The following is a 13,419-nucleotide window of genomic DNA, read 5'->3' on the forward strand; positions in this document are numbered from 1 at the left end:
ATACGGGCAATTAATGTTTATCAAATGCGAAAAATGCAGTTTTTTATAAATGTGGCAATGTTTTGCCAGGATATGTCAGGTGGTGCGCGTTCAAATGATGAATTAACGGATGACTGTTGTGACGGGGAGAAAAAGCCAGAAAAAGATAAGCGTTGAATATCAAAACCAAACAGTTTTGAGAGGATCGAAATAGGTTCGGCCTGGTGGGCATCCTTTACTTTGATCTGTAATTGTTTATCCTTACAGCATTTCATTTTGCCGCAATCCTGCATCTTTTTGCAACTAACGGCTGGCGAATCAATATTAACAGAGGCTATTTGTGTGCCACAATAATGCAGATTAAGAGCAAAGCCCAGTACTGTAACGGTGTACAGCATAGTCAATAATAAAGCTCCTGATCTTTTCATCATATCACAAAAATAACTGATTAACTTGTTGATTACAAATTGTTTTTATGTATTTTAATAACCGGAGGAAAGGAAAAAATATAGCAACAAAAAAACCCGACCCTCGCGGTCAGGTTTTTTTGTTAAAATTAACTTGATCTTTTTATTATATGGTTATTATTGGGCAGCTTGTTTAGCCTGTTGTTTCATTTGATCGTTAGCAACAATAACTATTTCAACCCTGCGATTTTGTGCACGACCAGCAGTAGTTGTATTATCTGCAATTGGTTCGGCTTCGCCTTTACCGCTGGTTGTTAAACGTGATGCGTTAACATTATCGGCAACAATATATGATTTTACGGATTGGGCCCTTCTAACAGACAGATCCATATTGTGTGAATCAGAACCGGTATCATCAGTATGACCAACAATTAAAATATTGGTATTTGCATTTTTTTGTAATGAAGCAGCCAGGTTTTGCAGGTTAGTTTGAGCAGCTGGTTTAAGATCGGCTTTGTCGGTATCAAATAGTATACCCGAATCAAACTTAACCAAAATGCCTTCGCCTTCACGGGTTACAGTAGCACCTGGTACTGTTTGTTTAATTTCGGCAGCTTGCCTATCCATATTACGGCCAATGAATGCGCCGGCAGTACCACCTACAGCACCGCCAATTATAGCGCCTAAAGCGGTGTTACCTGCGGCCTTACCAATAAAAGCACCTACAGTACCACCAGCACCAGCACCAATAGCAGCGCCCTTTTGTGTTTTGGTTAATGAGTTACAGCCGGAGCCTAAAATACCTGCAGTAGCTAAAGCCAGGCTTAAGGTGGCTATCTTAATTTTAAGAGTTTTCATATTAATTATGATATGTTTTATAAGGCTGTTTGCAAAGCAAATGCCAAAAACAAAAAAAAATACCTATTGTGTTTTAAAGGCTGTAAATGCTCACTATTGCTATATTTTTTTAATATTTAGGAAAGTAATTTTCAAAACCGTAACGGTCGATTTGGCAATGTTTTACAAATTGGCTTCTTTTTAGTACAAGAAATGTAAAATTGTCGCTACAAACGCGGGAGCGGTGTTAGGCAATAACAACCAATGTAGCCGGTAAAATTAGTTTAAAAGTGCTGCCGGCATCTTTTTCTGATACTACTTCAATTTCGATATCGTGAAACGCGGCTATTGATTTAACAATGGGTAAGCCCAGTCCAAAACTATCCTGTTGTAACGATTGCCTGAATTTTTTAAAGCGGTTAAATATAAAAGGCATGGCATTGGCGTCAATCCCTATACCATTATCGGCTATGCTGATCATGAAATTGTCATGCCCCGCAGTTCCGGTTATATTAATGTGCCCTCCCTCGCGATTGTACTTAATAGCGTTGTTGATCAGGTTAAAAAATAAATTGAACAGCAGGAATTTATTAATGTTTACAAAATTCCAGTTATCAGGTACTGATATATTATAACTAATGTCCTTTTCCTGCAGGCGTATAGAAATTTCGTCATACACATCCTGCAACAGGTCGGTAACAGAAACTTTATCTTCCTTTAAAAACTGTTCGTTTTCAATTTGTGATATCAATAGCAGGGTTTTGGTAATGCTTTTTAGGCGGTTCAATATTTTCTGCATTTCAAGCAGTCGTACCTTTAGCTCATCACTAATATCCTCCTCTTCGAACATGTTTTCAATTTTTGACTGAAGGATAGATATAGGGGTCATTAATTCGTGCGAAGCATTAGAAATAAACTCCCTTTCTTTATGGAATTTATCGGCAATGGTCTCCATCATTTTGTGTATACTGATATCCAGGTATTCAAAATCAGTAGTAGTGGTGCGTACCTTGCGGTAGGAGTGAAAGTTTGGAAACTTTTGCCCCACAAGTTTTGTTTTTATAATGAGCCGCAATGGTTTAAGCACATAATTTGAGTAAAACTGATCGGCCAGAATAGTGAGCAGTATCATACCCAGCAATACCTGGAAAGCAATATTTTGCAGTGGCGTGCTGGTTTCATCAAGTGTATCCACACTTTTACCAATCTCGAGCAGATAATTTTTATTTTTAACCTTAAATGTATGACTTAGTATCCGGTATTCGAGTGTGTCGCCCTCGCTAAACAGGCGTTTGCCCCTTTTAATGGTATCTGAAAAATAATTGGGGTCTACCTCATCTAAACTTATATACTCCTCTTTAAGCGGCAGGTAACTGCCGTAGCTTTCGCCGTTTTCAATATAAGCTTCAATACCCCGGGTTTTTACTATTTGCAGCAGCTTGTTCTTTTGTTTGGTAAGCTTACTATCAACATAGTTACTGCTAATGTTCTTGATCAATACGGGTACCAGCAATACAAACAGTACTACGATCACCAGTTTTGATATGGCGTTAAAAAGCGTAAGTTTGGTTCTGAGTCTCAATACTTAAGCGTTGATCTTAATTTTATAGCCCAGCCCCCGTACGGTCTCCAGCCAATCGGGCGGAGCAAAGGCATTTAATTTTTTTCGTATATTTTTTATATGCGCGTCAATATAATTGGAGTCGTAATCATTATTTACCACACTGCCCCAAATGTGCTCGCTCAATTGCATACGTGTCAGGGTTCTGTTCTTGTGTAAAATTAAATACGCAATCAGGTCAAATTCCTTTTTGGTGATGGTATTTACCACACTGTTATAATAGGATATGGTGCGGTTGGTAAGATCGATCAAAAAGCCGCCCAGTTCAATAATGTTATTTTTTACCCCAAATTTACGGCGAATGATGGCTTGCATACGGCTTTGCAGCTCCAGTAATGAAAATGGTTTGGGCAAGTAGTCGTCGGCACCAAGGTCAAGACCTTTTATACGGTCGTTAATTTCGGCACGGGCGGTTAGTATGATGCAGGCTGCCTCTGTATCCATTTTTTTAGCCTCCTTTAACAGATCGAGCCCATCATAGTCAGGCAGGCCAAGATCTATCAAAATAAAATCATATAAATTGGTGGCAATTTTTTCTGAGGCGGATGTCCCGTCAAAACATACCTCGCAGATATAATTATAATTGGTCAGAAATATTTCAAGTTCCTGTGCAAGGGCTTTTTCGTCTTCGATGATCAACACATTCATAAGCCCGCTTAATAAAAAAGATAGTAAAATGTAAAATTAAAAAATGATTCCCTACGGTTTTCCAGTGTTCCTTCAACGTTTACAGGCATGGAGTAACGCCATGATGCCTCCAGCGTATAATGCGGCCTGTTGTAGGCAACCGGCACTTTAAAGCTATAGTTCAGCATATTGAACTCCCTGTTTCTGCGTGCGGCACCCGGGTCAATGTGCTTCACTATAGTGGATGATATTACATGCTGGTAATTATGATCTATTTCGTATCGCTGTACAAAGTTCTGTGTACCCATAATAAAGTTAAATGATGGGTTAAATGACAAATAATCCTGGTCGTCAAAAACACTCCAGCTGCTTTCAAAGTATTTAGAATGGCTTACGGTAATAAAAAAATCGTTCGATTTACCATAGAGATAATCAAGGATAACCGTTGATTTAAGGTATTTCCAGTCATACGAGTTTTTTAAGTTGATATCATTTGACGATGCCGATTTAATAACATTAGCATTTTTGTTAAAAATAAACCGGGTATAACTGGCCGCCCCTGAAAATGCTTTTGAAAATTTATAAAAATACCCTCCGCCTATATCAACTTCATCAACCGGGGCATAACCCAAAACCTTTAATACAGAAGCATAAACAAACACACCCGATTTACTATTATATATGGCATCGCCGGTTAAAAACGGATATTTAATTGGCCCTGTACGGCCGAAAAACAGTGCATCGCTACCATAACTTACACCAACAGAAACAGACCGTTTCCTGATGATGGTATCGGTATCAGAAACTAATTGATGGCCACGGCCGGTAAAAAGTTTCCAATCAATACCTGCAGCATATAAGGCATTACTACTGGCAACAAAAAAAAGTAAGCAAAGGTACTTCATCAATAATTGGTAAATTGTTTAATTGCTATTTCTTCTGGGTATTTCAGGCGGGCGTTCCAATCCTTCGGGCCTGCGTTGTCTTTTAGGTTTTGGTTTGGGTACCACCGGCACCCCTGAATCATCAACCTTTTCGGGCTTTGCCTGCTTTTTTGCCTTCGCTACTCCTTTAATTTTATTTTTTTCGTCCTGCTCGCGTTGTTTGGTGTTTTTTGATAATAAAGTATCTTTTAATATTTTATTATCCTGCAGTTCAATTTTATTTTTGTTGTAAACAGGATAAAATCGACTGTTTTTAACGCCGGCAAACAATAAAACTGGTGCAAATATTAATATCAGGACAATATACGCAAACCACTTTATCATTGAGAGTAAGAAAAACTTAAAATTATTTTCAAATATCGGTCAATTTAAACAGTTAAACCTAAGGGGAGGGGGGACTGTTAATATCAATTTCATTTACTTTAGTGTTTTGTGCTCAAAATACTAAAGTAAATGAACGTTGAAGATGCAGGTTTGTTGGAGTATTTATAACGTGTTTATATAAAGCTTATATCAGATACTAACATCCTTTGACGTATATATGCGGTTCTGATCGTCAATGATGATACAGGCAATTTGGTTTAGCTGGTGTATTAAATACAAGCCGGCATTAACACCTATATTAATTATAGGCGACGCCATGGCATCAGATAATTCGGCAGTTGGGCTAATGATGCTTACGCTTGTAATTTCACTCACCGGAAAGCCTTTTTTTGCCGTCATCACGCTCACAAATTTTTTGTTGCTGAAGCTGGCATATGTTTCGGCGTTAACCGAGGTGGCAAAAGCTAAATTGCTTATATTGAGATGTGCAAATGGTTGTTTCCTTTGCTCAGGGTCGGCAGCAGCAACTGTCCAGGGTTTCAGGTTAGGCTGGTTACCCCAGGTAAGCAAATCACCCCCCGCATTAATAACACCACTGCTTACACCATTCATTTGCAAAACATATTTTGCCCTGTCGGCAGCGTAACCCTTACTATTGGCGCCAAAACCAATGCGCATTCCTTTTTCCTTTAAAAAAACGGTTTGTTTAGCGGCATCGATCACTACATTTTTGTAATTGGTAAGCATTACCGGCGAAGGTGCGATTTTAACATCTGCATTTTCGGCAAGAGCGGCATCATCACCAGTGTAGCCGGTTCCCGCAAAATAAGTAACATCAAAAGCCCCGTGGGTAAGCTCTGATATTTGCAGTGCTCTGTCAATAAGCCTGAAAATTTCAGCATTGGCTTTTACCGGTTCTATACCTGCGTTGCGGTTGATCCGGTTAATATTACTGTCTTCGCTAAAGGTCGACAGTAGTTTTTCAACCCGGTTAATTTCATTGATGGCAATGTCAATTTGTTCATCGGCCAGTAAGGGATCGTTCCCAACTACACTAATTTCAAATTTATCACCCATTAAGCGCACAGTACGCCTGTAAGTGGTTAAATTATTGGTTAAAGTTTTTACAGCCAGCATAAATAAAATTTAGTTATTGTTCAAAAAAATAACAGTGATGCAATGCGCTAAAGTCAATACGAAAGTGCAGGCAAAAGTGCTACATCACTACGCTATAAAAACTAAAATAGCCGACTTATATGAAAATAAGATGAAAAATGGATTACAATTGCCGCAAAACGGCGTTTTTTACATTATTTAACAATTGACTTACAATTGATTAGAGAGGAGGGTATTTATTTCAACTTTATATCAGGATGCCGATTTGCTGATCGGCATCCCATTAAAACTATCTTGATTCTTGTTATCTTAATCTTTATAGCCCTGTATCTTTTGGTGCCTTAAACTACAGTGCCTTCTTTAAGCTTTTCAGCATTTTCGGCAAATTGCAGTGATTCCAGTATTTCCTGCAGATCGCCATTCAATACACCGGGTAAGTTGTATATGGTAAGCCCAATACGGTGTTCGGTTAAGCGGCCCTGCGGATAATTGTAGGTACGTACCTTGGCCGAGCGATCGCCGGTTGAAACCATGGTTTTGCGTTTTTTAGAGGTTTCTTCCAGGTGTTTTTGCAGCTCCATTTCATACACCCTTGAGCGTAATACCTGCAAAGCCTTATCATAGTTTTTTAACTGTGATTTTTGATCCTGACATTGTGCCACAATACCGGTAGGGATGTGGGTTAACCTAACGGCAGAGTAAGTAGTGTTTACCGATTGTCCGCCTGGTCCTGATGCACAAAAAAGATCCTTGCGGATATCGCTTACCTGCAGGTCGATATCAAACTCATCAACCTCGGGCAATACCACAACCGAAGCTGCAGACGTGTGTACCCTGCCCTGTGTTTCGGTATCAGGTACCCGTTGTACACGGTGCACACCCGATTCATATTTTAATGTACCGTAAGCATCCTCGGCATTTACGTTAAATACAATTTCCTTGTAACCGCCACTTGTGCCTTCGGTATAGTCAACCAGTTCAGTTTTCCAGCCGCGTTTTTCGCAATAGCGCATATACATGCGGTAAAGGTCGCCGGCAAATAAGGCAGCCTCATCACCGCCGGTACCACCGCGAATTTCCACAAGGGCGTTTTTAGAGTCTTCCGGATCTTTAGGGATCAGCATCAGGCGTATTTGCTCTTCCTTCTCGTCGCGCTGGGTAATCAGCTCGTCCAGTTCGCTTTTGGCCATTTCACGAAACTCATCATCCTTTTCGGTAGCCAGAATTTCTTTGTTGCTATCAATATTGCTCATGATGTTGCGGTAAATGTTATACTCATCAACAATCTTGGCAAGGTCTTTATATTCTTTGTTTAACTGAGCATAGCGTTTCATGTCCTGCATTACTTCGGGATTGCTCAATTCTGCTTCTACGTTTTTCCAGCGTTGAAATATCAGTTCTAATTTCTCTAACATATACTATCTTCAATATCTATCGCAGCAAGCTATGGTTAATGATTGTCCGGCTATGAAAGTCTTTACGTTTCGGTCGGTTTACTGGCATACTGCAAAAAGCGCACAAAAATACGCATTTTCGGGCATATATAATTCAGTGTATTGTAAGTTCTGAGTTGCAGGGTCTTGAGCGTTAAGTTAAAAAATATAAGTTCTTTACTTGTAACTCAATACTTAAACTCAAAACTCTTTAATGCAAGTGTGGTGCCATCAAATTCGGCATAACTGCTGAAATTTACCCACTCGCCCAGGTTTATGTAGCGGCTTTTGGGATTTAGCTGTATATCAAGTGGTAAATGGCGGTGGCCAAAAATAAGGTAATCGTAAAAATTTGTTTTCAACTCTTCGCGGCAAAAAGTTACCAGCCATTCCTGCTCGCCGGGTTTGGGATCTTCTTTTTTCAGGTTACTGATACGGCTATTTGTTGACCAGTAATTGGCAATACCCACGCCTAAATTGGGGTGCAGCCTTGCAAAAAGCCACTGACAAAATTTGCTGCGGAAAAAGTTTTTTAAAACTTTATAAAAACCATCGCCGGGGCCAAGACCATCGCCATGGTGCAGGAAAAACTTTTTGCCGTTACGCTCTATCTTTAATTCATCGCTAATGATGGTTGCGCCCAGCTCCTTTTTAAAATAGTCAAACATCCACATGTCATGATTGCCTTTAAAAAGATAAAGTTTTACGCCAGCATCGGTAAGTTCGGCCAGTTTACCCAAAAATCGGATATAACCTTTGGGTATTACCGTTTTATATTCAAACCAAAAATCAAAAACATCGCCCATTAAAAACAGTTCGGCGGCGTCAGTCTTTATACTGTCGAGCCAGCTCACAATCCTGTCTTCGCGTTTACGGCTATCGGCATAGCCACCAGTACCTAAATGAAAATCAGATGCGAAGTAAAGTTTGTTACGGGTTGACATACCGGGCAAAAATACATTTTAACCGCCAAAGGTAAAAGATAAAGATTGTTACATACTTACCGTCAAACAACACCGTATCTTTAGGGTTATAAAAAATACATTAAAAACTAAAATTATGGCTATTCCAGAAAATCCAAATCTTGACGATGCCCAGGAGGATAAAGATCCCGGCAATGAGTTTGAACAAGGCGAAGGTAAGGATACCGGCAATCAAATACTTGATAATAGTGAACCCGATGTGGCTGGGCTCAATGCCGCAAGCCGGGCATCAGAATCTGCATATACTTTAAATTTTGAGGATGGTTTTGCCCCCGCCCCCGATAAGCTGAACGATAAAAACGACAGCGATAAGCACAATATTAAGCAGTGATAAAAGCTTGAATCCGTATCTAAAAAGCTTAATGAACGATCATCAGATTAGCGTGACTAAAATGATAACTAAGGTTACATAATCAAGTTGATGATAATTGCCGGGTGTTAATACACGGCTGTAACTTGTTATGCTTTTATGAAACGAATAAGCTCACAATAATATAATAATGAAAAAAGTACTATTTCTAACCCTTTTGTCATTAGCCTCTGCGGGCGCGGCAATGGCGCAGCACACGTTTAACGCGGCTGATTTTAAAAATAACCTTGGTAAAACAGGCACACTTTGCGATACCGTTTATTCGCTAAAAATTGTGAGCGATACACTTACCCTGCTCAATATGGGCGCGGCTTATCCGCGGCAAAAATATACCATAGCAGTAAAAGGCAACAAAACAGCGCTTGATCTGCCGCATATTAAGGGTAAGCAGATCTGTGTAACCGGGATTTTTGAAATGTTTAGGGATCAGCCCGAAGTGGTGGCCAGCCAACCTGAACAGTTTCAGGTACATTAACGCAAAACAGGCACCTGGTTTAACCGGGTGCCTGTTTTTTTATAAGCAGCAGGTAAAAACCTGCAGTATTTATTGATTAAAACTCATGAAGTAAACCAAGCACAAGCTGACCCTCGGTCATAGGTTGTTTGGTAACTATACGGCCAATGCTGCTGGTACGGCCGGTAGTGGTAATGCTTGGTCCTTTTGATTCAATGTAATTTCCTTTAAGCAATAAGCCCCAGCCGGCGCCCATATTAAACTTAAGTGCCGCACTGCCGCCATAAGCAAATGCTGTTCCTTTTGAACTTTGTTGTGTAAACGTTCCGGTTTGCGCTGCAACCCCGTCAATAGCCACTGCTATACTGGGCGTAGCGGTATTTTTTATAACGCCGGCTGATGCCCTAAGGTCAAAACTAAAGCGGTGGTATACAAATGTGTATTGAGGGCCCAGTAAAATGTTGTAGCTTCTGTAACGTTTATCGGCTGTAACCGTTGAGCCATCAGCTTTAAAATCATCAGTATACCCTTGTGAAATTTTTAGATCATCATCAAAGGTTAAATTACCCTGGTCCTGTTTCGATACAGTGTAACCTATAGCAAAATGCTTGTAAAAATAAACAGCACCGTCAATACCAAATACAAAACCCTTTTTAGCGAAACCCGATTTTACATTGCTGTAATCAGTCTTTTTAAAGTCGCCAAATGGATTTGACTGACCACCAAATATACTGATGTAGCTTTTAAGTTTTGCCTGCTCATCATCGTCACTTTTAGTATCCTGGGCCCGCGAGTTAAACGCCATCAGCATAAATAGGGCGGCCGTAAGTAATGTAAAGGTTTGTTTCATGTTGTAAAATTGTACTAATAAACTATATAAGTTTTGCCAATTACCCTGTTTATTTGGTTTAGCAAACGTGTAAAAAAAAGCATTATTATCAATATGGGCACAGATAATAAAAATTCCATTGTAAATAAATAATTACACTGGCACCCATCGCTAAAATACCCGCGTTATTTAACGGCCGGGTTCAGCTAATGCTTGTTTTTCATAATCGGGGGCTAATATAGCTTGCCCCGCTCAATTAAACAGCAGCAACGGGTAAAATTAACAACTTTTAACCTTTAATGTACTAAATCACTTGCCGCCTTCATACTCAAATTCCTATCTTTAGTTCTTTGCAATTTAAATCAACATGAAACGAACTACCTGTTTATTAGCATTGGCTGTTTTATTTTGCAGCTATATCCATGCACAACAAATGACTATAAAAACACTTCCCTACCCCCAAACTAAAAAAATTGATACCGTTGATACTTATTTTGGAACCCAGGTGCCAGACCCATATCGCTGGCTGGAAAATGACCAGGCTGCCGACACTAAAGAGTGGGTAAAAGCAGAAAATAAGGTTACCCAGAACTACCTCGGGCAAATTCCATATCGTGAGGAAATGCACAAGCAACTGGAAACGTTGTGGAACTATGAAAAATACAGCGCCCCTTTTAAAGAAGGCAAATACACTTACTTTTATAAGAACGATGGTTTGCAAAGCCAGTCGGTTTTATACCGGCAGGTAGGTGATACCGGTACGCCCGAAATGTTTTTAGATCCAAATAAATTCTCGGCCGATGGCACCACATCATTACAGGGTATTGACTTTACCAAAGATGGCGATCTGGCTGCCTATCAGATCTCAGAAGGAGGCTCAGACTGGCGCAAGGTGATCGTGATAAAAACGGATGATAAAACCGTAGTTGGCGATACCCTTACCGATATAAAATTTAGCGGCCTTGCCTGGAAAGGTACAGACGGCTTTTATTACAGCAGCTATGATAAACCCAAGGCCGGCAGTCAGTTATCTGGTATGACACAGTATCACAAATTATTTTACCATAAACTGGGTACACCTCAAAGTACCGATAAGCTCATTTTTGGAGGCGATAAAACACCCCGCCGTTATATAGGCGCTTACCTTACCGAAGATGAACGCTTTTTAGTGATCACGGCCGCTACATCAACCACAGGTAATGAGCTTTATATACAAGACCTGAGCAAACCCGGCAGCAGTATTATTAACGTGATTGATAATTTTGATAACCAGCATACCGTGCTTGATAATGTGGGCAGCAAGCTGTATATATTAACCAATATTTACTCGCCCAACTTTAAAATTGTTACAGTTGATGCCGCAAGCCCGACAGTAACACACTGGAAAAACCTGATCCCCGAAACTAAAAACGTATTAAGCGCAAGTACAGGCGGCGGTAAAATTTTTGCCGAATACCTGAAGGATGCCACCTCATTTGTACAGCAATATGATATGAATGGAAAGCTGGAGCGCACCATCATGCTGCCTTCTGTTGGTACAGCGGCGGGTTTTGGTACCAAGAAGGAAGAAAAAGAAACCTATTATACCTTTACCAGCTACGTATACCCGCCAACTATTTTTAAACTGGATATCGCCAATGGGAAATCAACCATATATAAAAAATCGGGTGTAAAGTTTGATCCTGAGCAGTACGAGTCAAAACAGGTGTTTTATACCTCAAAGGATAAAACAAAGATCCCCATGATCATCACCTATAAAAAAGGTACGGTGCTTAATGGCGAAAATCCTACGTTGCTGTATGCTTACGGCGGTTTTGGCATCAGTTTAACACCGGCCTTCAGCACATCGAACATCATACTGCTGGAACATGGAGGCATTTACGCTGTACCTAATTTACGCGGCGGTGGCGAGTATGGCGAAACCTGGCATCGCAAGGGTATTAAAATGAAAAAGCAAAACGTATTTGACGATTTTATTGCCGCTGCCGAATACCTTATCAAAAATAAATACACGTCGAAAGATTACTTAGCAGTTTCGGGTGGCTCAAATGGTGGTCTGCTTATTGGAGCCATGCTTACCCAGCGTCCGGATCTGTTTAAAGTAGCCTTCCCTGCAGTTGGTGTTATGGATATGCTGCGCTATAATAAATTTACCGCTGGTGCAGGCTGGAGTTATGATTACGGCACGGCCGAAGATTCGAAAGAAATGTTTAATTACCTGTATAATTATTCGCCATATCACGCATTAAAACCTAACCAATACCCGGCCACTATGGTCACCACTGCCGATCATGACGACCGTGTAGTACCGGCACACTCGTTTAAGTTTGGTGCGCGCCTGCAGGAATACCAAAAAGGCACAGCTCCAACAATTATCCGCATTGAAACCAAGGCAGGTCATGGCGCAGGCCAGTCAACCGCGCAGGTGATAAGCGGGCAGGTTGATAAGTGGGCATTCATGTTTTGGAATATGGGAGTGAAGTGGTAGTAGTTGGGGGGGATGAAATAAAGAAGCATGGCATGTGCGATTCCCCTCTTGAGAGGGGTGGAGGGGGGGTAACAGTGAAGAACACACCCCTACCACTACACAAAACCACGCGCCCCCTCTCAAGAGGGGAATTTTAAGAGAAAGCCAGTAAACTAAATTATGAAACAATATTTTTTCTTTATTACGGTACTGTTATTCAGTATTTCACACTCTTTTGCCCAGAATAAAAAACAAAACATCAATGTTGTTTTCATCGGCAACAGCATAACACAGGGTGTACAATTAAAAGATCCGGCTACAGAGGCACCGCCGGCTACTGCCATTGCCTGGCTGCGCCTGCAAAGGAATTTAGGCACGGTTGAATTTAGTAACCAGGGTCACAGCGGTTATACCACGCTTGATTTTTTACCAGGTACCGGTACTTTTGCTAAAGTTGAAGCGGCCGCCAATGCATTTACTGATAAAGATGCGCTATTGATCTTTTCGATGAAGCTTGGCACTAATGACAGTGCCATACATGGTCCGCATGGTGCGCCCGTATCACCCCAGGATTATATAAAAAACGTAAAAACCATTACTGATAAGCTATTGGCAGGCTTTCCAAAAGCGATCATCATATTTCAGCACCCTATATGGTATAGTAATAATACCTACAATGGTTCCATGTATTTGCAGGAAGGCTTATCCCGGTTGGAAAGCTACGTACCTAAGCTCGATAGCCTGGTTACTGCTTATGCTGTTACCAACCCCAAAAAGGTTTTTGTGGGCGATAAAAAGGCATTCAGCTATTTCAGAAAACATCATCCATCAGAGCTGATTCCTGAAAAAGGCAAACAAGGAACCTTTTATCTGCATCCTAATAAAAAGGGCGCGGCTACGCTGGGTGAGTTTTGGGGCAGGGCGATTGAGCGGGTGATAAAGGGTAATTTTTAATGATAATAGAAAAATGTCATCCTGAACTTGTTTCAGGATCCCACAAGTCGGGTTAGTCAACATATTCAACAGTT

At 40.6% G+C, this 13,419-nt stretch carries 14 protein-coding genes; 4 read left to right on the forward strand and 10 right to left on the reverse strand.

What is annotated here, in order from left to right:
• Nucleotides 1–20: 20 nt before the first annotated feature.
• The 9 genes from M2273_RS20450 to M2273_RS20490 all read right to left on the reverse strand — a co-directional run bounded on the left by M2273_RS20450 (nucleotide 21) and on the right by M2273_RS20490 (nucleotide 8,232).
• Nucleotides 21–410, reverse strand: coding sequence for an HYC_CC_PP family protein (locus tag M2273_RS20450; RefSeq protein ID WP_429399627.1), 390 nt, complete (start codon nucleotides 408–410; stop codon nucleotides 21–23).
• A 153-nt stretch (nucleotides 411–563) separates the two neighbouring features.
• A complete protein-coding gene (locus tag M2273_RS20455) occupies nucleotides 564–1,244 on the reverse strand; it encodes an OmpA family protein (protein WP_429399628.1) in 681 nt (226 codons plus the stop codon).
• A gap of 226 nt (nucleotides 1,245–1,470) precedes the next feature.
• A complete protein-coding gene (locus M2273_RS20460; protein WP_429399629.1) occupies nucleotides 1,471–2,805 on the reverse strand; it encodes a sensor histidine kinase in 1,335 nt (444 codons plus the stop codon).
• Nucleotides 2,806–2,808: 3 nt separating this feature from the next.
• Nucleotides 2,809–3,492, reverse strand: a complete 684-nt coding sequence (locus M2273_RS20465) for a response regulator transcription factor (protein ID WP_429399630.1) — start codon at nucleotides 3,490–3,492, stop codon at nucleotides 2,809–2,811.
• An 8-nt stretch (nucleotides 3,493–3,500) separates the two neighbouring features.
• Nucleotides 3,501–4,376, reverse strand: a complete 876-nt coding sequence (locus M2273_RS20470; protein ID WP_429399631.1) for a hypothetical protein — start codon at nucleotides 4,374–4,376, stop codon at nucleotides 3,501–3,503.
• Between the two features lie 18 nt (nucleotides 4,377–4,394).
• Nucleotides 4,395–4,739, reverse strand: a complete 345-nt coding sequence (locus M2273_RS20475; RefSeq protein ID WP_429399632.1) for a hypothetical protein — start codon at nucleotides 4,737–4,739, stop codon at nucleotides 4,395–4,397.
• A 189-nt stretch (nucleotides 4,740–4,928) separates the two neighbouring features.
• Entirely contained in the window at nucleotides 4,929–5,876 is a 948-nt protein-coding gene (locus M2273_RS20480; RefSeq protein ID WP_429399633.1) for an FAD:protein FMN transferase, read from the reverse strand.
• A 320-nt stretch (nucleotides 5,877–6,196) separates the two neighbouring features.
• Nucleotides 6,197–7,270 carry a peptide chain release factor 1 gene (prfA, locus tag M2273_RS20485; RefSeq protein WP_429399634.1) on the reverse strand — a complete coding sequence of 358 codons (1,074 nt, stop codon included), beginning with the start codon at nucleotides 7,268–7,270 and terminating at the stop codon, nucleotides 6,197–6,199.
• Nucleotides 7,271–7,476: 206 nt separating this feature from the next.
• A complete protein-coding gene (locus tag M2273_RS20490) occupies nucleotides 7,477–8,232 on the reverse strand; it encodes a UDP-2,3-diacylglucosamine diphosphatase (RefSeq protein ID WP_429399635.1) in 756 nt (251 codons plus the stop codon).
• A gap of 115 nt (nucleotides 8,233–8,347) precedes the next feature.
• Between M2273_RS20490 and M2273_RS20495 the strand changes: the two genes are divergently transcribed.
• Both M2273_RS20495 and M2273_RS20500 read left to right on the forward strand, forming a co-directional pair.
• The gene (locus M2273_RS20495) at nucleotides 8,348–8,602 is read left to right on the forward strand and encodes a hypothetical protein (protein WP_429399636.1); all 255 of its coding nucleotides are present in this window, start codon (nucleotides 8,348–8,350) and stop codon (nucleotides 8,600–8,602) included.
• A 169-nt stretch (nucleotides 8,603–8,771) separates the two neighbouring features.
• Nucleotides 8,772–9,116, forward strand: a complete 345-nt coding sequence (locus tag M2273_RS20500) for a hypothetical protein (protein WP_429399637.1) — start codon at nucleotides 8,772–8,774, stop codon at nucleotides 9,114–9,116.
• Between the two features lie 76 nt (nucleotides 9,117–9,192).
• Here M2273_RS20500 and M2273_RS20505 read toward each other — a convergent pair whose 3' ends face one another.
• Nucleotides 9,193–9,945 (reverse strand): hypothetical protein, encoded by a 753-nt coding sequence (locus M2273_RS20505; protein ID WP_429399638.1) that lies wholly within the window; start codon nucleotides 9,943–9,945, stop codon nucleotides 9,193–9,195.
• A 346-nt stretch (nucleotides 9,946–10,291) separates the two neighbouring features.
• Here M2273_RS20505 and M2273_RS20510 point away from each other — a divergent pair, with 346 nt between their 5' ends.
• Together M2273_RS20510 and M2273_RS20515 are read left to right on the forward strand one after the other, a co-directional pair.
• Entirely contained in the window at nucleotides 10,292–12,412 is a 2,121-nt protein-coding gene (locus tag M2273_RS20510; RefSeq protein ID WP_429399639.1) for a prolyl oligopeptidase family serine peptidase, read from the forward strand.
• A 159-nt stretch (nucleotides 12,413–12,571) separates the two neighbouring features.
• A complete protein-coding gene (locus M2273_RS20515) occupies nucleotides 12,572–13,345 on the forward strand; it encodes a GDSL-type esterase/lipase family protein (RefSeq protein WP_429399640.1) in 774 nt (257 codons plus the stop codon).
• The last annotated feature ends 74 nt before the right edge of the window (nucleotides 13,346–13,419 follow it).

The sequence above is a fragment of the Mucilaginibacter lappiensis genome (assembly GCF_050433765.1).
Classification (GTDB): Bacteria; Bacteroidota; Bacteroidia; order Sphingobacteriales; family Sphingobacteriaceae; genus Mucilaginibacter; species Mucilaginibacter lappiensis_A.

Bases quoted from the DNA above. Each gene is read 5' to 3' on its own strand.
- M2273_RS20450 (WP_429399627.1), bottom strand. From the start codon at position 410: ATGATGAAAAGATCAGGAGCTTTATTATTGACTATGCTGTACACCGTT.
- M2273_RS20455 (WP_429399628.1), bottom strand. From the start codon at position 1,244: ATGAAAACTCTTAAAATTAAGATAGCCACCTTAAGCCTGGCTTTAGCT.
- M2273_RS20465 (WP_429399630.1), bottom strand. From the start codon at position 3,492: ATGAATGTGTTGATCATCGAAGACGAAAAAGCCCTTGCACAGGAACTT.
- M2273_RS20470 (WP_429399631.1), bottom strand. From the start codon at position 4,376: ATGAAGTACCTTTGCTTACTTTTTTTTGTTGCCAGTAGTAATGCCTTA.
- M2273_RS20475 (WP_429399632.1), bottom strand. From the start codon at position 4,739: ATGATAAAGTGGTTTGCGTATATTGTCCTGATATTAATATTTGCACCA.
- M2273_RS20480 (WP_429399633.1), bottom strand. From the start codon at position 5,876: ATGCTGGCTGTAAAAACTTTAACCAATAATTTAACCACTTACAGGCGT.
- prfA (WP_429399634.1), bottom strand. From the start codon at position 7,270: ATGTTAGAGAAATTAGAACTGATATTTCAACGCTGGAAAAACGTAGAA.
- M2273_RS20490 (WP_429399635.1), bottom strand. From the start codon at position 8,232: ATGTCAACCCGTAACAAACTTTACTTCGCATCTGATTTTCATTTAGGT.
- M2273_RS20495 (WP_429399636.1), top strand. From the start codon at position 8,348: ATGGCTATTCCAGAAAATCCAAATCTTGACGATGCCCAGGAGGATAAA.
- M2273_RS20500 (WP_429399637.1), top strand. From the start codon at position 8,772: ATGAAAAAAGTACTATTTCTAACCCTTTTGTCATTAGCCTCTGCGGGC.
- M2273_RS20505 (WP_429399638.1), bottom strand. From the start codon at position 9,945: ATGAAACAAACCTTTACATTACTTACGGCCGCCCTATTTATGCTGATG.
- M2273_RS20510 (WP_429399639.1), top strand. From the start codon at position 10,292: ATGAAACGAACTACCTGTTTATTAGCATTGGCTGTTTTATTTTGCAGC.
- M2273_RS20515 (WP_429399640.1), top strand. From the start codon at position 12,572: ATGAAACAATATTTTTTCTTTATTACGGTACTGTTATTCAGTATTTCA.